At 47.0% G+C, this 19,837-nt stretch carries 14 protein-coding genes; 6 read left to right on the forward strand and 8 right to left on the reverse strand.

The genetic code is table 11. The features are described 5' to 3' along the window. Positions 1-28 precede the first annotated feature (28 nt). Positions 29-1,876, forward strand: a complete 1,848-nt coding sequence (locus H5715_RS02305) for a DmsC/YnfH family molybdoenzyme membrane anchor subunit (protein ID WP_075186156.1) — start codon at positions 29-31, stop codon at positions 1,874-1,876. Positions 1,877-2,103: 227 nt separating this feature from the next. Here H5715_RS02305 and H5715_RS02310 read toward each other — a convergent pair whose 3' ends face one another. Continuing rightward, complete coding sequence (locus tag H5715_RS02310; protein ID WP_175574275.1) at positions 2,104-2,259, reverse strand: hypothetical protein; 156 nt, start codon at positions 2,257-2,259, stop codon at positions 2,104-2,106. A gap of 507 nt (positions 2,260-2,766) precedes the next feature. Between H5715_RS02310 and H5715_RS02315 the strand changes: the two genes are divergently transcribed. From H5715_RS02315 to H5715_RS02325, 3 genes are read left to right on the forward strand one after another with little or no spacing between them, the layout of a single operon-like run. Further along, positions 2,767-5,955, forward strand: coding sequence for a transporter substrate-binding domain-containing protein (locus H5715_RS02315; RefSeq protein WP_075186155.1), 3,189 nt, complete (start codon positions 2,767-2,769; stop codon positions 5,953-5,955). Then, complete coding sequence (locus H5715_RS02320; protein ID WP_075186154.1) at positions 5,933-6,304, forward strand: response regulator; 372 nt, start codon at positions 5,933-5,935, stop codon at positions 6,302-6,304. The genes H5715_RS02315 and H5715_RS02320 overlap by 23 nt, the downstream gene beginning before the upstream one ends. Further along, a complete protein-coding gene (locus H5715_RS02325) occupies positions 6,301-8,475 on the forward strand; it encodes a two-component system response regulator (RefSeq protein WP_075186153.1) in 2,175 nt (724 codons plus the stop codon). The genes H5715_RS02320 and H5715_RS02325 overlap by 4 nt, the downstream gene beginning before the upstream one ends. A gap of 385 nt (positions 8,476-8,860) precedes the next feature. On the opposite strand, the gene H5715_RS02330 is transcribed toward H5715_RS02325, so the two are convergent. Genes H5715_RS02330 through selD form a run of 6 tightly spaced genes read right to left on the reverse strand, consistent with a single transcriptional unit; the run spans position 8,861 to position 15,203 of the window. After that, positions 8,861-10,009: an endo-1,4-beta-xylanase gene (locus H5715_RS02330; RefSeq protein ID WP_075186152.1), complete on the reverse strand. Its 1,149-nt coding sequence runs from the start codon at positions 10,007-10,009 to the stop codon at positions 8,861-8,863. Between the two features lie 52 nt (positions 10,010-10,061). Then, complete coding sequence (locus tag H5715_RS02335) at positions 10,062-11,549, reverse strand: ABC transporter permease family protein (protein ID WP_075186151.1); 1,488 nt, start codon at positions 11,547-11,549, stop codon at positions 10,062-10,064. Positions 11,550-11,552: 3 nt separating this feature from the next. Then, a complete protein-coding gene (locus H5715_RS02340; RefSeq protein WP_075186150.1) occupies positions 11,553-12,224 on the reverse strand; it encodes an ATP-binding cassette domain-containing protein in 672 nt (223 codons plus the stop codon). Next, positions 12,221-13,078, reverse strand: a complete 858-nt coding sequence (locus H5715_RS02345; protein WP_075186149.1) for a putative selenate ABC transporter substrate-binding protein — start codon at positions 13,076-13,078, stop codon at positions 12,221-12,223. The genes H5715_RS02340 and H5715_RS02345 overlap by 4 nt, the downstream gene beginning before the upstream one ends. After that, complete coding sequence (gene mnmH, locus H5715_RS02350) at positions 13,075-14,166, reverse strand: tRNA 2-selenouridine(34) synthase MnmH (protein ID WP_075186148.1); 1,092 nt, start codon at positions 14,164-14,166, stop codon at positions 13,075-13,077. The genes H5715_RS02345 and mnmH overlap by 4 nt, the downstream gene beginning before the upstream one ends. Beyond that, positions 14,163-15,203, reverse strand: a complete 1,041-nt coding sequence (selD, locus tag H5715_RS02355; RefSeq protein WP_083608063.1) for a selenide, water dikinase SelD — start codon at positions 15,201-15,203, stop codon at positions 14,163-14,165. Before selD ends, mnmH begins: the two co-directional genes overlap by 4 nt. 351 nt (positions 15,204-15,554) lie before the next feature. Between selD and H5715_RS02360 the strand changes: the two genes are divergently transcribed. Both H5715_RS02360 and H5715_RS02365 read left to right on the forward strand, forming a co-directional pair. Then, positions 15,555-15,965 carry a GFA family protein gene (locus tag H5715_RS02360; RefSeq protein ID WP_075186164.1) on the forward strand — a complete coding sequence of 137 codons (411 nt, stop codon included), beginning with the start codon at positions 15,555-15,557 and terminating at the stop codon, positions 15,963-15,965. Further along, positions 15,955-17,055: a serine hydrolase domain-containing protein gene (locus tag H5715_RS02365; RefSeq protein ID WP_075186147.1), complete on the forward strand. Its 1,101-nt coding sequence runs from the start codon at positions 15,955-15,957 to the stop codon at positions 17,053-17,055. The genes H5715_RS02360 and H5715_RS02365 overlap by 11 nt, the downstream gene beginning before the upstream one ends. Before the next feature lie 76 nt (positions 17,056-17,131). On the opposite strand, the gene H5715_RS02370 is transcribed toward H5715_RS02365, so the two are convergent. Next, on the reverse strand, positions 17,132-19,831 hold the full coding sequence (locus tag H5715_RS02370; RefSeq protein WP_075186146.1) for a nitrate reductase: 2,700 nt from the start codon (positions 19,829-19,831) through the stop codon (positions 17,132-17,134). Between the last annotated feature and the right edge of the window lie 6 nt (positions 19,832-19,837).

The following is a 19,837-nucleotide window of genomic DNA, read 5'->3' on the forward strand; positions in this document are numbered from 1 at the left end:
TAAAATTAATTATTATCAAGGATCAAACGTGTTCAAAGTAAGAGAAGACGAACCTCCCTACGCAAAATTGTTTGACCCAGAGACTCTCGAAAAAAATCGTTACGGTCAAGCGATCAATTTAACGCCGGTAGAAGATAACGGTGTAAGCCTTTGTATTAATGGTGATGAAGCTATTGGCCCGAATCCCAATCGTACCAAGCAGCACGCGTTTCATTTTACTGCGGATAATTGCATTGGCTGCCATGCCTGCGAAGCCGCATGTAGTGAGAAAAATGATCTGCCTCCACACTTGAGCTATCGCTCAGTAGGTTACGTAGAGGGCGGTACTTTTCCGAACTTTACCCGTATGAATATTTCGATGGCGTGTAACCACTGTGACGATCCGGTTTGTTTGAAGGGGTGTCCTACTCGCGCTTATACTAAGCACCCGGAGTATGGGGCTGTTATTCAGGACCCGGATATTTGCTTTGGTTGCGGTTACTGCACCTGGGTGTGTCCCTACAATGCGCCACAGCTCGACCCGGTAAATGGTCAGGTAGAAAAATGTAATATGTGCGTAGATCGATTGGAGGTCGGGCTAAAACCCGCATGTGTATCCGCTTGCTTGGGCAATGCACTCAACTTCGGAGTGGTCGAAAATACACCGGAAAATCGCGAGCAAATCGAAACGCAAATTCCAGGGTTCCCCGACCCGTCCATTACCAACCCCAATATTCGCTTTCAGCAGGTCAAAACTCTGCCACGCGAAGTGACGCGCACTGATTCTATACCAGTGAAGTATCACAAGAATAATGAAGACGGGAAATACAGGCCTGTTGTTGATCAGAAAGAAGGCGTTGATAAGCATTGGAATTTGAAGCGTTTGTCTTCTCGTGAAAATCCATTGGTGATTTTTACCTTAGTGACACAAGCTGCAATCGGGCTATTTGCCACAGCCTTTCTTGGCGGCATGTTAGGTGTGCCAGCGTTAGATGCAGCCATGCAATCGGTTATGTACGTGCCGATGGTTGCAATAGCGTTTGGTTTGGCGGGTTTAGGTTTATTTTTATCGACCACTCATTTGGGTAAGCCGATTCGTTTTTATCGTGGCTTTAATAACCTCAGGCACTCGCCGGTAAGTCGGGAGGGTGCTGGCGTTGCAGTATTTATGGGGTTTGCCGGTTTGCACTTGTTGTGTATGCTTCCCAATAACCCCCTCTTTCAGCAGCTGTTTGGTACCTCATTAGCTGCGTATACTTTTGTTCCTTCGCTCGTGACCGGTACTCTGGCCTTTTTGGGGAGTTTGGTTGGCCTGTATTACATGTACCGGTGTTATCGTATTAAAGCACGACCATTCTGGGACCACTGGCAAACGGCGACCACTTTTGGTGGTAGTGCGTTGGCTATGGGAGGATTGGTGTACGGCTTGTTAAGTGTGCCTTATCTTGTTGTGATCGGTGGCGACTATATAGCACTACTCTCTACACTTGCTTGTGTCATTGTCGCCGGCTTGATGATTGAGGCCTTGGGTCTGTATAAGCATGCGGGGGATTTAAATGCTTCAGAAACCGAAGGCGCAGTCTCGCATTATATCCAGTCCACTACGTTTGGTAAAAGTTATTGGCTGCGTAACATTCTAATAGGCATAAACGTCATTGCTATTGCGATAATGGCAGCAACAGCATTCAGTGGAGTGTTGGCGTTAAGCTTGTGGGCGGTTGTGGGGCTTAGTTTAATCGCAGCGGCGCTTATTGGCCGAGCAATTTTTTATGTGTTGGTTGTGCCGACCACAATGCCTGGTGCATTCTTTTGGCGAAACAAAGCCTTTGAAGAGCACGCGAGGGAAATCGGCCTGGCAGCAAACCCCGCAGTGGGTGTAGCGACCTGGAAGCACTAATTTAACGTTTTATGAGTAAGCTTGTAATCCTCCAAAGATATAAGCTTTGCACCAGTTGGGCGGCTTTGGCCGCCCTTTTTTATTTGTAATAGAAATAATGATTTTTTGGTGTTACCAGGATGCGGCTGAGTTGACGGAGCGGTTAATAAAGAGTGCTAATATATACAAATTGAGGCATGTTACGTCTATAGCTATTCAAAAACGTCGCTTGAATTGGTGATCCTTTTCTACTTTAATTCCGACGCCAAACGATTTTCTCCGCCGTTATACAGAGCTCCATCAGAGCTAGAATAGAGCTTGAGTACTGCTGCGGCTTGCTCCCTGAGCAATGCTGGAATAATTTCAATTCCCCTGTTATTTAAGCAGCCTTTGGGTGTACTCAATCTCAAAAGACCCCTGATGCCCAAGCTGTGTAGCATGGACAAGATGTTAATGGAAATATTTCTCCCCACAATCCTGGCCTCACGTAGTTAGGGCTGAATGCTATGGATTGTGCCGAGGGCTGTGAAGTGTGAGGGTAACAGGCTAAACCCTTTGATAGGGTAAGGCTATTGTTTTTAGGATGTCTATTTGATTACTTCTTGTGTCGTAAGGGCCTAGCCAATCGGACTCATAACCTTCTCGCTCGATCTTATGCCGCCTGTAATCTTAACCTTGGCGTATATTGTACGTTTACTTTTGATCGGGTTCTGCAAAACGTATACTATCTAATACCCAATCTAGTCTTGAACTTGTGGACGTTCGGAAGAAAGTACCGGGTTCGATTGAGTGACCTAGGTTATATCCGCGTCATAATGAGATAAGGGGTTACCGTAAATAAAAAGAATAGGGAAGTCGTGAAAGTAAAGGGTGTAAAACCTGTCTCCGGGGCTGATTAAGGGAAAATAATAATGGGTTTAGCTTTAGGATCGCAAAAGCCACTCAGGGCAATGCTTATACTTACCGCCCTGCTCGCACAGTATGCACTCGGTTCAGCTCAAGAGAGTCTTCTCGAGCTAACGCCGTTGGAAAAAAACTGGATTAGGCAAAATCCGGTTATTGTTGTGGCCAACGAAATGGACTGGCCTCCTTTTGATTACGTCGAGAACAGTAGACCCGAAGGCTATTCAATTGATATTGCTAGACTGGCCGCCGAAAAAGCGGGTTTAAAAGTAGAATTTATTAATGGCGTTACTTGGGCGGAATTACTGGAGCAATTTAAGGTCGGTGACATTGATATAATGCCCGCGATCTACCTCAATAAAGAACGCGAAAAATATACGCTTTTTACCAAAAGTTACTACTCCCAACCTTCCGTACTTGTCGTTAATAAAAAAAACAAAACGATACGTGATGTGCACAGCCTTGCAGGGTTGAGGGTCGCGGGTATACGCGGTTTTAGTATCACTAGTGCGATAGAGGACACCATCCCGAATGTTGAAGTAATAGCTGTGGACAGCGTTATAGAGGGACTAAAACGGGTGTCGCTTGGTGAAGCAGACGCGTTTGTTGACAGTATTGGTACGGTCTCCTATGTATTGGAAAAAAATTACATTCCTAATATAGAGTTAATTGGTAATGTCGGTAGTGATGAAATTTCCAATCCTCCCTTGTATATGGGTATCAATAAAAACAAGCCCATCTTACATAGCATTGTCGAAAAAGCACTGGCTGCGATAACCCGCGAAGAAAAGCAGAAATTGAACGCTCAATGGATTTATGTGCACCGTGGGTTATATTTCGCCGAAAAGGAACTGTTTTCTGACGAGCAATTGAACTGGCTTTCAGATCACCCAACGATTCGTGTCGGTATTATGAACTCCTGGCCACCAATGGATTATGTTGACTCTGGCGGTGAGCCCAGAGGTATAGGTGTTCGCTATATCCAGGCAATAAATAGGCGCTTAGGTAATCGCCTGGAAATAGTTCCCGGCTTATGGCGGGATAACTATGGCGCTGTGAAAGCAAAAAAACTAGATGCGTTACTGGATATTACACCGCGAAAAGATAGGGAAGAGTATGTTCTTTTTACTGAGCCCTATATCGAGGTTCCGCATCTTATTTTTACACGAAAAGGCGATGATGCGGCTAATACGCTTACTGACCTTCGTGGAAAGACTGTTGGTGTGGAAAAAGATTTTTTTATTGTTTCGGTGCTTAAGTCCAAATACCCTGAAATTGTAGCAAAAGAATATGCAACAACCAGCGATGCGCTGGACGCCCTATCTAAAGGTGTTGTCGAGGCTTATATTGGAAATAGAGCGGTAGCAAATTACCTGATAGAAAACGAGCTTATCACCAATATAGTCGCACGAGGGAAAGTAAATGAGACCTCGTCTGTAAATGCCATCGGTGTAAGAAAGGACTGGCCCATTCTGCGAGATATTCTGCAATTGGCCTTGAATGATATTGATGTCGCAGAGCGTTCTGCCATCGTTAAGCCCAGCCGGCAAGACAACAGAATGGAAGATCTTCGTTCTCAATTGAGGGCGTTGCTTAGTCCAAAAGAGATTGCCTGGATTCAATCCCACCAACCATTGCGTCTTGGCGTGGATCGGGCTTGGCCACCCGTTGAATGGATCGATAATAGCGGTCAGTATCAAGGCATGACCTCTGATTTCGTAAAGACTATATTTGATATGTCAGGGATTAGGTATCTCGCGCCAGACGTAAAATCATGGACTGAAGTTTTGGAAGAAAGTAAAAGTGGGCGATTAGATGTTGTACCCGCTATTGTTTCAACTCCCGCGCGCAGAGATTACCTGAATTTTAGTCGCCCTTACTTAACGTTTCCGTATGTGATTTTTACTCGGAACGACTTTGGATTAGTTGCCGATATACACGATCTATACGGTAAAAAAATTGGGGTTGAGCAGGGTTATTCAATGGGCGAGCAGATCGAGAAAGAACACCCTGATCTTAATGCCATCCATTTCGAGAATACAGAAGATATTTTGCAAGCGTTGTCGGTGGGCAATATTGATGCCTACGTGGGCAATTTAACGGTCGCTGTTTACCTCCTAAATAAAACTGGACTCACCAATATTAAAGTTTCTGCGGCAACTGAATATACCGTAGACTTGGCTATTGGTGTGAATAAAGAGTTTCCGGAGTTGTACTCCATTATTGAAAAATCGCTAGGTCTAGTATCGGATAGACACCGGACAGAAATAAAACAACGCTGGCTGAAGTACGATTTTAATGTTGGTGTAGACTATAAATATGTATTTTCAGTTGTTGGAGTTTTGGCATTCGTTATTTTGTTTAGTTTTCTTTGGTTGCTGTATGTACAAAAACAAAAGCGGGAGCTGGCTCTTGCAAAGGCAGAAACGGAACGGGCCAATACAAAGCTGAAGGAGCTGGATCAATTAAAATCTATGTTTATTGCCTCCGTTTCCCACGAGTTAAGAACCCCCTTGAATGCGGTCATCGGTTTTTCAAGCTTAATGAAGAATAGTTTTTGTGGGGATCTCAATGACAAATATATAGATTATGCTGGACGTATACACCGTTCAGGATTGCATCTTCTTTCCTTGATTACCGATGTTATTGATATCTCGAAGATTGAATCTGGAAACTTTGATGTCGAGTTGTCCAATTTCGACTTTGGCGAGATAATTGAAGAAGCTGTTAGCAGCCTTAAACAAATGGCTGATGTAAAGGGGTTAACTTTCTCTGTAGAAACCGAAGGCGCTATCTGGATGGTTACAGACAGGCGTCGTTTGTATCAATGTGTATTGAATTTCCTTAGTAACTCTGTGAAGTATTCCGAGCGGGGAGATATACATATTGATGCCAAAATCGAAGCTGGTTTTTTACTGTGTAGCGTGACAGATAAAGGAATTGGTATTCGAGATGAAGATATGGCAAAGCTATTTGAACCATTTGAGCGGTTGGAGTCGCATATAAAAATCCAGGAGGGTGGCACTGGGCTTGGCCTATACTTAACCAATAAAATTGCGAAGGATCTATTGAAGGGGGCGGTTGGTGCAGAGAGCCGTTTAGGAGAAGGTAGTCGATTCTGGATACGGGTGCCAATATCGTTAATAGAAGTGAATTCAACAGAAGGTATTGTTCATGAAGACGGCGCTGGTAATTGAAGATAACCCCGATAATATGCTGCTAATTTGCGATATTCTGGAAATGAGTGGCTATCGGGTGTTGAAAGCTGATACGGGAAATATGGGTTGTGAGATTGCTAAAGCGGAAAAGCCAGATTTTATCCTGCTGGACATTCAGCTGCCAGATATTGACGGTTACTGCGTCATGGATATGATTCGTAAGGATGTGGAGATGGCCCATATTCCCGTTGTCGCCATGACATCCTATGCTATGGCTGGCGACCGGGAACGTTTGATATCCTGTGGTTGTAGTGGTTACGTGGAAAAGCCAATTGACCCAAATAAAGTTATAGCACAAATAAATACGGCGCTTGGAGAAAGCAGATGAGGGTGCTTATCGTAGAAGATAGTGAAGATTCGAGAATTTTACTCGAGGCCGCTTTGGAAGGGAGATCCTTTCTTGTAGAAACTGCGGGCAATGGAATAGAGGCCTTAGCCCGCGTTAAGAAAAACGTTCCGGATTTGATAATTTCTGATATTTTAATGCCGGAGATGGACGGATTTGAATTGTGCCGCCAATTAAAAGATGATCCCATTTTTAAGGGTATTCCTTTTATTTTTTATACGGCGACTTATACCGAGCCAGCAGATGAGCGTTTTGCTATGTCTTTAGGCGCTGACAGATTTATGCAAAAGCCTCAGGATCCTGTGACGGTTATCGATGTCATTAATCAGGTTCTCGAGGAAAAAAGTCTCGAATATGAATCTCGTGGCGTGGAATCTTTGCCTCGTGTCGTCTACGAGAGTATTCATATCAGTAGATTACAAAAAAAGCTTAATTCAAAAATCGAATTGTTGGAGAGACAGAAAGAGGAGCTACAGCTAAAGTCACTGGTATTCCAGAACAGCACAGAAGGAATGATGGTAACGGACCAACACAATAAAATTATCGCAATCAACCCGGCATATACCAGCATAACGGGTTACAGTTTTGATGAGGTTAAGGGTGAAAATCCCGCCGTCTTTGCTTCTGGTAAGCACAATAGAGCCTTTTTTAAAAAAATGTGGGCTGAGATAAGTGCGGCAGGGAGTTGGCAAGGTGAAGTCTGGGATTGCAAGAAAAACGGTGAGGATTACGTTAAGTGGTTATCGATTAAAACTATTCGTAATGCTGCTGGTGATGTGTATCGTTATGTCGCAATATTTTCTGATATTACGGATAAGAAAAAATCTGAAGAATTAATTAGGCGGCAGGCAAATTATGATGCATTAACGAATTTGCCAAACAGAAATATGTTTCGAAACTGTTTGGAGACTAAGCTGCAGATCTCCGGGCGGGGGAATCTTCCTTTGGCCCTATTGATAATCGATCTTGATTTGTTTAAAGAGATAAACGATACCCTAGGTCATGAAGTCGGTGATATGCTTCTTAAGGATGCAGCTTCTCGTATTAGTGGGCTGTTAAGGGATACCGATATCGTTGCTCGTTTGGGGGGGGATGAATTTGCGGTGATTCTTTCTGAGATCGTTGAAATTAAACATGTAGACGATGTTGCCGCTAGAATTCTTATTGAACTGTCCAAACCTTATCGAATTAATAGAGATGAGGTTTATATCTCCGGTAGTATCGGTATTACCTTGTCACCCAATGATAGTTCGGATATAGATGAGCTAATAAAAAATGCTGATCAAGCCATGTATGAGGCAAAGCGAAGGGGGCGGAATTGTTTTAGTTATTTTACACCGTCAATGCAAGAGTTAGCTCAGAAAAGACTACGTACGATCCGTGATTTGCGTGACGCTCTCGTCGCTAATCAGTTTAGTGTCTATTATCAACCTATTATTGATTTGGCGACCGGGCAGATCAAAAAAGCAGAAGGGTTGGCTCGCTGGCTACACCCTAAGAAAGGTCTGATTGCGCCTAACGAATTTATTCCCTTGGCAGAAGAAACCGGTGTTATTAACCAGCTTGGCAGTTGGGTTTTTAAAGAAGCGACTCGACAAATAGCCGAGTGGAACAATCAGCACCAGCTTGATCTGAAAATTAGTATCAATATGTCACCAGTGCAGTACAAAATGGAAAATAAGAAATACACGGCAGACTGGCTGGACCATATCGGAACACTTGGACTTTCCGGTAGCAATATCGTGCTGGAGATCACCGAGGGCTTATTGCTTCATGCAGAGAAAGAGATTACGGATCAATTGTTGGCCTATCGTGATCAAGGAATCAATATAGCGATTGATGACTTTGGGACCGGCTATTCATCGCTATCGTACCTGAAAAAATTTGATATTGATTTTTTGAAAATCGATCGTTTATTTGTGCAGAATCTCGGTGCCGATACGGATGACCTTATACTATGTGAAGCTATTATCGTGATGGCGCATAAGCTGGGATTAAAGGTTATTGCTGAGGGCGTAGAAACATCGGCCCAAGCTGATTTACTGGTTCGTGCGGGGTGTGATTATGCGCAGGGTTATTTGTACGCCAAACCGATGCCTGGGGATGAATTCGCACAATTTCTAAAAAACAATGGCTCTTCTAGTGACGGGTAAATGTGGTCGTATCTGCCGATAGGCTTCATTTTTCTAAGAGATTTTTCTATTGTATGAATTGGTTGTGGTTGCGATGTAACCGATTTTTTCGGAGTCAGGTTGTCAGGCAGCTAAAAATGGGCTCTCGGCCTCACTTACGTTTTTCAACAGGTTGCTCGCGGTATTATCAGCGTTTATGACGTGGTGAAAGCAACTGCGTTCAGTTGAGCCTAGCTAGCGATCCAAGCCAGAGGCTACAGATGGTAACCGCCCTCGGTGAGCTGTGGGCGGTACACTAATCGAAAGGTTCTACTGGAGGGTGTATTTTGGTTACAGCGACGTAACTGCGCTGAAGTGCATTCAAGTAGTTGCGCTTGAATGACGTTACCGCGCACTACTTTGTGCGCTACTTTTCCATGGGCACGTTCAGTATAGCGGCTACGGCAGGTTTGGCCTGTTTATGTCGGTTGTAGAGCAAGGGATAATTTGTTCTGTTGGGAATGGGGTAGCCATTCTTCCAGGACATATCATCGTGAACCCCCCAGAGGGTTACGCGATCGATTTTATCCCGTCGGTCGTAAAAAATTTCAAACAATTGCGCGTAGCGGTCTGACAGCTGCTGCTCCACATGTTTTGGCAGCCCTGCGGCATAAGGATTTAAAACGGTCATAAATTCCTCTAGCTGAAACTGTGGGTGCATCATGCCGGTGCCAATAATCTGGCCCTCTTTGGTGAGTGGTAACACATCAACGTCCAGCTCGGTAATCATTACTTTTACGCCAAGCGCGGCATAGGCATCAATGGCCGCTTCGATATACTCTGTTTTGGGGTAATTCAAGCCCCAGTGACCCTGGATGCCAATGCCATCGATACGAATCCCCGCTTTTTGTAGCATTTTGACCATACGCACAATCCCGTCTCTTTTGGCCGGACGCCAAGCGTTAAAGTCGTTGTAATAGAGCTCTGTATTGGGTGCATATTTCGCGGCATAGGTAAACGCAGCCTTCACCATCGTATCGCCACCCCCTGCGCCTTTAACCCAAGTGGTTGGTCGATAGGAGCCATCATCGGCGATAACTTCGTTGACAACATCCCAGGCGTGAACTTTTCCTGCGTAGCGGCCCGCTACGGTTTCGATATGGCTGCGCATGCGTTCCAGCTGTTGAGTTGGCGTGTTGGCTTCGCCTTTTTCATTGTGGAAAAACCAAGCGGGGGTCTGGTTGTGCCAGACCAGTGTGTGACCGACGACAAACATATCGTGTTGTTTGCCGAAGGCGACATAGGCATCAGCCGGTGGAAAATTGTAGATGCCGGGTTCGGGGTTAATCAGTGCCGCCTTCATATCATTTTCTATGGTAATAGTATTGAACTGTGTTGTGATGATTCGCTGAGTCTGTTTGTCTTCGCCTGCCACAATGGCCGTATTGATAGCGCTACCGATCAGAAAGGCCGAGTGATAGGCATCCTTCATTGTGGGTAGTGGGCTTGCGGGGAGAACGTGAGAGGAAAAGGCAGCGATAACAAGAGCGGTGAGGACGGACGTTGTTCGTTTCATTATGTTTCCATATAGCGCGTGTATTACCGAAAGTATAACGGAGATTATGTCGTTATTCTGATGATGACGGAAGGGGTTCCTGTAACTGGCAGTGTTGGCGAATTTTTCGGGCCACACTATCAACCGCAATATTTAATACCGCTGCACAGACGACTAACAGCAGGGCTTTATCGTAGCGAATTTCCTCAAAGGCCGAATCGACATAAAAACCCAATGTGGTAACGCCAAGTAAGCCGAGAATCGCAGATTCACGAATGATAACTTCCCAGCGGTAGAGTAGCAGCGCCATGATACGTGGATAGAGGCGCGGTGTTAATTCGTAGCTGTAGAGGTTGAAGCCTTTAGGCGCATCAATACGCAGTTTTACATGTTCGCTTTCACGGGCAATTAAGTAGGCGATAAGCCCACTGTTATGTAGAGCCAGGGCTAAAATTGCCGGTAAAGCGGAGGGACCGAATAGCAATAGAAAAACAAAGGCCAACACCAACTCGGGTGTGGAGCGGAAGAATAACAATAGGCTGTGACCCAGCATATAAGCTCGGCCAATCAGAATCCTGCTGGCGAGTGGGTATAGCAGTAAAACAAATAGGGCTGTAAGTACCAGAGCGATTAGGGAAAGTAATAATGTATAAGCGGTGGCGGGAATAAGTGTTTCCGTTATTTGTTGGTTGTACCAGATTAGGGCGTCGAGCCAGCGGCCTTCTTGCAAAGCTCTGGGCCAAATGTCGTGACAAATAAACTGCCAGAAGTACTGGCTGTTAACAGGGGCCGATTCAGGCAATAAAAAAATTGCTGCAATACAATAAATGGGCACCAGTTTCCAGTGAAGCCAAAAGCGCAGGCTGGCGATTAGTGCGTAAAATGCCCAGAGCAAACAGGCTGCTTCGGAATACTGACCTTGTTTAAAGGCTGTTTCAAAATAAAACCCTAAGGTAGGCAGACCGATAAATCCTAGAATTGTGCTTGAGCGCAGGGCACATTCAAACCGGTAACGAATGTAGGTTGTGAGTTGCGGTAGCGCTTGGGCAAACAGCGTATAAAACCAGTGGCTAAAGCCGCTTTTTTTTGCAATGGTTTGGGCGGGCAGGGGTGATTGCTGTTCTAAAATTTCGGCAAAAACTTTGGCAAAGATACCCGTATAGGGAACGGCAATGGCCAGTACACCGGTAAGCGCCGAAAGGCCAAATACCTGCATAAAAATAAGGCCCCAAAACAGCTCGTGTACGGCGCGAATACTGGAGCAAAAGAGCCTTATGCTGCGGTGCTTAAAAAGGGTGGCGAGCAGTAGGCCCGTCAAGACAGAAATGGCGACCGCTGCGAAAGCAAAGGCCAGGGTATAAAGGAGCGCTTCTCCAAGCGTTGGCCAGTCGTACCAGTGCGGCGTTAACAAACCGTGAAATATACGTAGCAGTTCTTGCCAGGGCTCCGAAGGATAAATGGTTAGATCGGCAAAGGGTAGGCTTGCGATCGCCAGAAACGCGAACATTAAACTGGTTTGAATAAAGGGTCGACCGGAGAAGGGCAGCCGGTTGATCAACATGGCTTAAAACCTGGCGCCAGCATACAGTTCGTTGAGCTGTTCGCTGGAAGAGGAGGCCGAAGGGCGATCGAAAATAATATGGCCGTTGTGAACGCCGACTATACGATCAAAGGCCGACAGTGCCAGCTGAGGATCGTGCAGAGCGATGATAACCGTTTGGTGGCGGGCAAGTATAAGCTCCAAGACCTGCTGGCTGCGGCTGGGGTCTAGCCCTGTGGTGGGTTCATCCCCCAAAAACAGGGATTGCTCGCGATACAGCGCGCGGGCAATGGCAACGCGCTGACGTTCGCCACCGGATAATTGGTTGGTGGTTTTGGATAACAAGTGCTCTATACCCAGAGTAGAGGCTAGAGTGTGAATGTTTTTTTTATGGGCGGACAGGGGGAAAAGCAGATTCCATAGGTTGGTTAAGCTGGAGTGTTGCTCCAGCTGGCCCATATAAATGTTGTGATATACCGACAGCGTATCCACGAGCCCCAGCTGTTGTGGGCAGAAAGATGCCTGGTTGCGCACTCGCTGGTACAGCGCCATCAGTAAGCTTGATTTTCCTGCGCCGCTAGAGCCAAGCAGTGCAATTTTTTCACCGGGCTTTACGGAAAAATTAATGCCCTTGAGTATGGCCTGCTCACCAATACTCCAGTGAAAATCGCTTAATGTAATATCACCAGAATTCATTGAAGAATATCAATGGCGCGAGCGGTCGATTCAATGGCTTCGTAATCGCTGTTGCTGGCAGGAACAAACGATTTACGCGGGAAGGCCTGTAGTAACGAAGGCTCTTTCATATTCAATAGAGTTTTTCGTACTTTTTCAGTAAAACCCTTTCCGTAGCGTTTGTCGGCGTCGCCGCGTATGGTCCACTGATAATCGGCATAATTGGGTGTTTCCCAAATTACGCTCGCTTTTGTTAAATCAATTTTTCCTGCGGCTAATTCTGTTTCCCACACGAGGTAGTTGACGGCTCCCAGTTGGTACGCACCCGCCTGTACTTGAGCGATGGTCATACTATGGTCACCAGAAAATCCTACGCGCTGGAATACTTTTTGTGGAGCTTGTTTAAAATGCTCTCGAATAAAAAATTCTGGCATCAGTCGGCCAGAGGTGGAGCCCTTTGAGCCGAAGGTAAAAGTTTTACCCTTAATAGCGTTTGGGAAATTATCGCTTTTAGTTAAACCTGCGCTCTTGTGGGCGATGATATAGGTTTTAAAAAACTGGTCCTCATATCCCTGTGCCAGTGCTAGAGAGTCTGGAACTTGTAGGCGTGCCTGCACTCCCGAAAGCCCGCCAAACCAAGCTAGTTGAACCTGATTGTTGCGAAAGGCGGTTACCGCCGCGGCATAGGATTTAACCGGGATATAATTAACCTCCACTCCGAGCTCTTTTTCCAGATAGTCGGAGACTTGAGTGAAACGCTGAACCAATCGCGATTCATCTTCATCAGGAATCGCAGTAAAGGTGAACGTTTCTGCCCGAGCGAACAGTGAAAGGCAAAGTAGTGCTAACGCCAGAGAGGTTTTAGAGGTTGTCATTGTGAGTCCTTATTTAAAAATTCGACGACAGCTTCAGGTCTTCCTCGGAAAATAACCCGTTCGGTTTTTTGTTGGATCTGGTAGCTGTACATGGGGTCGTAATAGTCGCGCAGAAGGGTTTCGATCCAGCCAATATGTCCACTGCTGTCACCATTTTTGTGTTGCGCCAATGCGTTTTCCATTTGTGTATTCAGCTGCGTAAACCGCTCACCGCCGAGGCGGCGTCGGATGTTGCTCAGTGACTGCAGCAGCTCCGTGGCAAAATAGTCGAAGCCATCCTGCTCGCCGAAGGTTGTTAGGCTTTCCTGCAGGTTACGCAAAATATAGTTTTCGAATGAATGGGAAACGCGCTCTTCCAGTGTTGTTTCCACCAGTACTAGAGGCGATTTTTTCATAGCCTCCAGTAATTCTGGGGGCAGACACAAACGGCCAATTAGACGGCTTTCATCCTCTAATACGATATTGGCATTTGGAAAATGGTGGTTGTGTTTGAGAAAACCGACGGCAAGCGTGTTTTCAAATGATATTTGCGGCGGTTGACCACCGATACGTTTCCCAAAAGCACTGCCCCGGTGATTGGCCATGCCCTCCAAGTCCAGGCTATGAGCGACCTGATCTAACAGTTCGGTTTTGGCCGAGCCGGTATTCCCACCGAGAATCACTAGCTTTTTGGTGTTAAGTGTTTGTTCCTGAGTTTGAATCAGAAAACGGCGCATGGCTTTGTAGCCACCCTCTACCCGGGGGTAGTCACAACCGGCTTCTGCCAGCCAGCGCTGGCAAATTTGCGAACGCAGGCCGCCGCGAAAACAGAACAAATAGCCTTGAGGGTTCTGTTTTGCAAACGCTAACCAGGCGTTTACACGCGCTTCCTTGATACTGCCCCTAACCAGTGAGTGGCCCAGTTCGATGGCTGCATCCTGCCCTTTTTGTTTGTAGCAAGTACCGACTTGTGCTCTTTCATCATCGGTCATGAGCGGCAGGTTTTGGGTTAACGGAAAGCTACCGCGAGCAAATTCCACCGGTGCGCGTGTATCCATCATCGGGGCATCGGATAAAAAAATGTGTTTGTAATCGATGGTATCGGTCACGCGATAAACTCTACCCGGTGACCGCTGCCGTAGGCTTGCAGTTCACCAATGACGTTGGGAGTGATACCTGCCCCGGTGAGTAGCTTCTCAACGTTGTATTGCCCTGCGGGCTCGACGGCTATAAGCAGGCCACCACTGGTTTGCGGATCGCAGAGAATCTGTTTCTGCAGATCGGAAAGGGGCGCCGCGTTGTGCCCATAGCTATCGAAATTACGTTGCGTGCCGCCGGGGATGCAACCCAGTTGCAGGTATTCCTGAATGGGGGCCAGCACGGGAACCTTATCGAAATTGAGAAGAGCTTTTAGGTTGCTACCTTCGCAGACCTCCAGCAAATGGCCAAGTAGACCAAAGCCGGTGACATCGGTAATGGCCGTTACCTCGTCCAGCTTCGCCAGTTCACTGCCAATATTGTTGAGTTTACACATCCAGTCACGGGCCAAAAATTCGTGTTCGGGCTTGAGCTTCTTCTGTTTTTGAGCCGTGGTAAGCACACCAATACCGAGAGGTTTAGTGAGGTAAAGCTGTGAGCCTGCAGTTGCCGAGGCATTCCTTCTTAGGCGCTGCTTGGGTACCCGGCCGGTAACGGCCAGCCCGAAAATCGGTTCCGGGGAATCGATACTGTGGCCGCCTGCCAGCTGAATCCCGGCGTCGGCGCAGGCCTGGCGGCCTCCTTCCACAACTTGGGCGGCAACCTCTGCGGGCAGGGCACTTACCGGCCAGCCCAGAATGGCGATGGCCATAATGGGTGTGCCGCCCATAGCGTAGATATCACTAATGGCGTTCGTTGCTGCAATGCGGCCGAAATCGAAGGGGTCGTCGGCTATAGGCATAAAAAAGTCGGTGGTACTGAGAATCACTTCACCATTACCCAGATCGTAGGCGGCGGCATCGTCGCGTGTGCTGTTACCCACTAATAGCGCTGGGTCTGGGGTTCTATCTATCCCTCCTGCAAGGATTTTATCCAGGATGGCGGGGGATATTTTACAGCCGCAGCCTGCGCCGTGACTGAATTCGGTAAGTTTTATCGTATTGCTCATCATGACCGACTTATTTGGTGAAAGCGGCATGATAAGGATTTTACGGGTACTTGTCACAAGCTTGCGTAAAATAGGGTACCTCTATGGTCGAGGGATGTAAAAGCCCCCGCAAACTGAGCTAATAAGGCCTTGTAATTATGCTGGATAGATAACAGCAGCGTCTTAACGGTCCTTTGATCGAAGAGGTTGTTCTTCAACCTAAAGAAGAACACAATTCCAGCGATAAGCGTGGCGGAGGCCTCAGAGCCTGCAGGAGGTGAGCTCGAGGCGACAAAGCAAAGGTCGTTAGCTAAGCCGCTAGTCTATCTATCGTCATTGATAATGATTGAGGCAAATATTAAGGGGTTAGGTGTGATCTACCAGGGGAGTTGTCACTGTGGCCGCGTGCGGTTTGAGGTTGAGGCGGATGAAGAGATTCAGTGTAAAGACTGCAACTGCAGTATTTGTGCGATGTCGGGTTTTCTTCACCTGATCGTACCCAAATCCAGGTTTAAATTACTGGCTGGAAAGGAAAACCTTACAACTTATACTTTTAATACCGGGGTCGCCAGGCACACTTTCTGCCGTGTATGTGGCATTAAACCATTCTATACGCCCCGATCCAATCCCGATGGTATCGACGTCAATGTGCGCTGCCTGAGTCCTTTGCCAACAAAGCTTATCCTTAAGCCGTTCGACGGGCAGAACTGGGAGTTACACGCGCACACTCTTGCCCATTTGAGTCGAGAAACCGATCGTGAGGAGAAAAACCATGAAAACTAAAAAACAAGTGTTTGCCCCATTTATTCTGCTGTCTCTTTGGTTGATAAGCCAGAGCGCGTATTCAGCCCGGCTACAGGATTATCTCTCTGATACCGCCTTTCCCGATAGTTTTTGGCAAATATCGTCGCCTGAAACCGAAGGCTTAAACGCCAAGAACTTAAACGACGCGTTGAATTTCATCGAAGAAAAAAATTACGAAATTCACAGCTTTAGTATTATCAAAAACGGCAAACTTGTCTTTGACCGCTATGGGCAGCTTAGAAAAACCGACGAGGATCTTCAGCTTACCCCCAATTCTCGCCACGAGTTGTTCTCTACAACCAAAACCGTTACCTCTGCATTGTTGGGGGTTGCGATAGCAGAGGGCAAAATAGCCGGTGTCGATACTAAGGTGCTGGATTATTTCCCCGGCGTTCCGGTGAAAGGAATAAATGATTACAAAAAGGCGCTGACACTAGAAAACCTGTTAACCATGCAGAGTGGTTTGGAAAATGCCGAGGGCGGTGAGGCGGATCTTTATTCTTCCGATCGCTATCCAACGTCGGCGTTTGCCTTCCTTGATCAGCCCTCCATCCTAACACCGGGAGACCAGTGGAATTATAATTCTGGGAATTCCCAGATTCTGGCCGAGGTATTAAGAAAAACAACAGGAAAAACGCCGCAGGATTATGCGCAGGAAAAGCTTTTTAATCCTTTGGGAATCTCCGATGTGCAATGGTCTGCGGATAAAAGTGGTACGCACTATGGGGGCTGGGGATTGTTTTTAAAACCGCGCGATCTCGCACGATTTGGTTACATGTATTTACATGGTGGGCGCTGGGGTGATCAGCAGTTGGTACCGAAAAGCTGGGTACAGGTCTCTACGCAGCCGCACTCAGAAACGCCTTGGGCCGGAGGTCAGTATGGTTATCATTGTTGGGTACCGAGAATAGGCGGCTATGCCACGACTGGGTATAAAGGACAAGATATGTTTATGTTTCCGGAGAAGGATTTAGTTGTGTTATTTACCAGTAACCTACCTCACGATCGAGCGGATGAAATATTAATCGACTTGGTAGAGAAGTTTGTATTGGCTGGATTAGCGCAATAAGTTTTTTGGTTATGGGCGTTTGGTGCTTTAGTGTTTATGGTTCCCCCTAAAACCCTAGGCACTCTAACGCCCAATGTTATTTTTGAGATGCTTCTATCTTGACCGGCGTGGTGTTTTGAATAAGCGCATTTAGCTCGGGGACGCAGGAGCCGCAGTTGGTTCCGCACTTTAATTTTTCGCCTAGCTTTTCGATTGTGTCGCAACCGCCTTCGATGGCTTTAATAATGGTATTTTCCCCTGTTTGGAAACAGGAGCAGATAGCTTTTCCCGTATCCTCCGTAGCATTGGCTGGAGCACCAGCCAAAAGTGTGAACCGATTAGCGCTATCACAGAGTTTTCCCAGATGGGATTCCAGCCAACTATTTTCCTGTTTCTGTTGATTCTCAATAGAGCAGGTTAACGCTACCACCATTTTATCTTCGATAAAGCCTAAGGCTCTGTAATGCTGTTGGCGGGAATCTAGTACTTCGCTCCATTGTTCAACGTGTGGAAATTGCTCGCGTATCCAGGTTTGCCAGTTTTCCGGTTGCTCGCGGTCCGCCAGGCGGTATTTGAAGCCTGTACCAAGCAGTATTTTGCTCCAGTATTCGCTCTTGGGAGTAATGTCTTCACACGTTAATAAAAAGCCCTGCCAAGCAGCATTAAAGGGTTTTACTGACACCGGAGTGTGTTTGAATTCAGGCTGACCACAGAGAGGATCCGTAATCGAATTAACCAGAGCATCGGCGCGGGCACTCGCAGAGAATTGATTGTTCCAGTGCATGGGAACAAAGGTTTCACCGCGTCTTACGCTATCGGTAATAGAAACTCGCCCAAGAAAACGGGAATTGCGATTTTCGAGCAGAGCGATATCGCCGTTATTCAGCTCCAGTTTTTTTGCATCGCTGGGATGAATATCTATATAGGGTTCATCGGTATGTCCGACTAGCTTGGCAGAGCTACCGGTTCTACCCATGGTATGCCACTGGTCGCGAATACGGCCAGTGTTCATTATGAGTTGTCCTGCCTGCGGCGGCTTCTTTGGGAATTGCGCTACGACGGGAATAAAATTCGCTTTGCCATTATCAGTAAAAAATTTATCGTCTTCGAAGAGGCGGCGCTTGCCTGTGGTTTCGCCCTTGACGATGGGCCAGTAGGTGGGAGGGAGGTTAAAGTAATCGTAATCGGATAGGTTTTCCAACGCTGAAATATTAAAAGCTCTTTCGCCATTATTTTCAAAGCCAGACAGCGCCGCGTGCTCGCGAAAAATATCTGCCGCCGAGGTGTAATTAAACCCTTCGTTGAACCCCATTTTTTTGGCAAATTCCATGATGATTTGCCAGTCGTTTTTTGTGTCGCCTGGCGCTTCAAGGAATCCTTTTTGCAGAGAGATACAGCGCTCGGAATTGGTGACGGTGCCGGATTTTTCACCCCAGGTGGTGGCAGGAAAAACAATGTCGGCTTCTACAGCGGTATCTGTATTAGCCACACACTCACTCACTATTACCATTTCGCAGCGGCGCAATGCCTCGCGTACAAAATCCGCATCGGGCATGGTGACGACCGGGTTGGTGGCCATAATCCACACGGCTTTAATTTTTCCGTCGTGAATGGCTTGAAACATATCAACGGCCTTAAGACCTTCGTTTTCGGCCATTCGAGGAGCGTCCCAGAAACGCTTTACTTTATCGAGGGCTGCAGCATCTCCGTAGTTCATATGCGCGGCTAACTGGTTGGCAAGGCCGCCGACTTCTCGCCCACCCATAGCATTGGGCTGTCCGGTGATAGAAAACGGCGTCGCGCCGGGTTTACCAATTTTGCCGGTAGCAAGGTGGCAGTTAATAATGGCGTTGCCTTTATCGACGCCGGAGGATGACTGGTTTATTCCCTGGGAAAATACCGTTACGGCTTTCTGTTTTTGCGCAAAAAGCTGGTACACCCTGGCGAGGTCGCCCTCGTTCAGGTCACACATAATGGCTGCTTGAGCGGTACTGCCTACCTGTGTTTTCGCTGCGGCTAGTGTCTGCTCAAACTGGTTGCAGTGTTGTTCAATAAAGTGTGTATCCAGGTGGTTGTTATCGGCCAGATAACTGAGTAATCCGTTAAAGAAAAAAGCATCGGCACCGGGGCGTAGGGATAGATGGATATCGGCGATGTCGCAGGTAGGCGTGCGGCGGGGATCGAGTACCACCACCGTCATCTCCGGGCGCCGTTTTTTCGCTTTTACAATTCGCTGGTAAACCACCGGGTGGGTGTAGGCCATATTGGAACCGACCAGAATTAGCAGGTCGCTTTGTTCTAGATCGTCGTAGCAGCCGGGCACAAGGTCTTCACCAAAAGCGCGTTTGTGGGCAACGACGGCGGAGGCCATACACAGTCGAGAATTGGTGTCGACATTGGCTGTGCCAATAAAGCCTTTCATTAACTTGTTGGCAATGTAGTAATCTTCGGTTAGCAGCTGGCCAGATAAATAAATGGCCACCGCATCTGGCCCGTATTGATCGACAACCTGCTTGAATTTACCTGCGCCCAGCTCGATCGCCTCTTCCCAACTGCTGGGTTTACCGTTGATTAGAGGCTGCTGTAGTCGGTTGGAGAAATTCTGCGTTTCGTGTAAAGCCGAGCCTTTTACGCAAAGCCGTCCCTCATTTGCCGGATGTTGTTTGTCTCCCTTTACGCTGGTAATGGTATTGTTCTCGACCGTAGCGGAAACACCGCAGCCAACGCCACAATAGCAGCAGGTCGTATTGACGATTTTTTGAGGGCTTGTACTAGCGATAATCGATTCAATATTCATGTATAG

Origin of the sequence: Teredinibacter haidensis, from assembly GCF_014211975.1 — a bacterium.
GTDB classification, from domain to species: domain Bacteria; phylum Pseudomonadota; class Gammaproteobacteria; order Pseudomonadales; family Cellvibrionaceae; genus Teredinibacter; species Teredinibacter haidensis.

Excerpts from the sequence above, each read along its gene's own strand:
- H5715_RS02335 (WP_075186151.1), bottom strand. The coding sequence starts at position 11,549 with ATGTTGATCAACCGGCTGCCCTTCTCCGGTCGACCCTTTATTCAAACC.
- H5715_RS02315 (WP_075186155.1), top strand. The coding sequence starts at position 2,767 with ATGGGTTTAGCTTTAGGATCGCAAAAGCCACTCAGGGCAATGCTTATA.
- H5715_RS02320 (WP_075186154.1), top strand. The coding sequence starts at position 5,933 with ATGAAGACGGCGCTGGTAATTGAAGATAACCCCGATAATATGCTGCTA.
- selD (WP_083608063.1), bottom strand. The coding sequence starts at position 15,203 with ATGAGCAATACGATAAAACTTACCGAATTCAGTCACGGCGCAGGCTGC.
- H5715_RS02345 (WP_075186149.1), bottom strand. The coding sequence starts at position 13,078 with ATGACAACCTCTAAAACCTCTCTGGCGTTAGCACTACTTTGCCTTTCA.
- H5715_RS02330 (WP_075186152.1), bottom strand. The coding sequence starts at position 10,009 with ATGAAACGAACAACGTCCGTCCTCACCGCTCTTGTTATCGCTGCCTTT.
- H5715_RS02370 (WP_075186146.1), bottom strand. The coding sequence starts at position 19,831 with ATGAATATTGAATCGATTATCGCTAGTACAAGCCCTCAAAAAATCGTC.
- H5715_RS02340 (WP_075186150.1), bottom strand. The coding sequence starts at position 12,224 with ATGAATTCTGGTGATATTACATTAAGCGATTTTCACTGGAGTATTGGT.
- H5715_RS02365 (WP_075186147.1), top strand. The coding sequence starts at position 15,955 with ATGAAAACTAAAAAACAAGTGTTTGCCCCATTTATTCTGCTGTCTCTT.
- H5715_RS02325 (WP_075186153.1), top strand. The coding sequence starts at position 6,301 with ATGAGGGTGCTTATCGTAGAAGATAGTGAAGATTCGAGAATTTTACTC.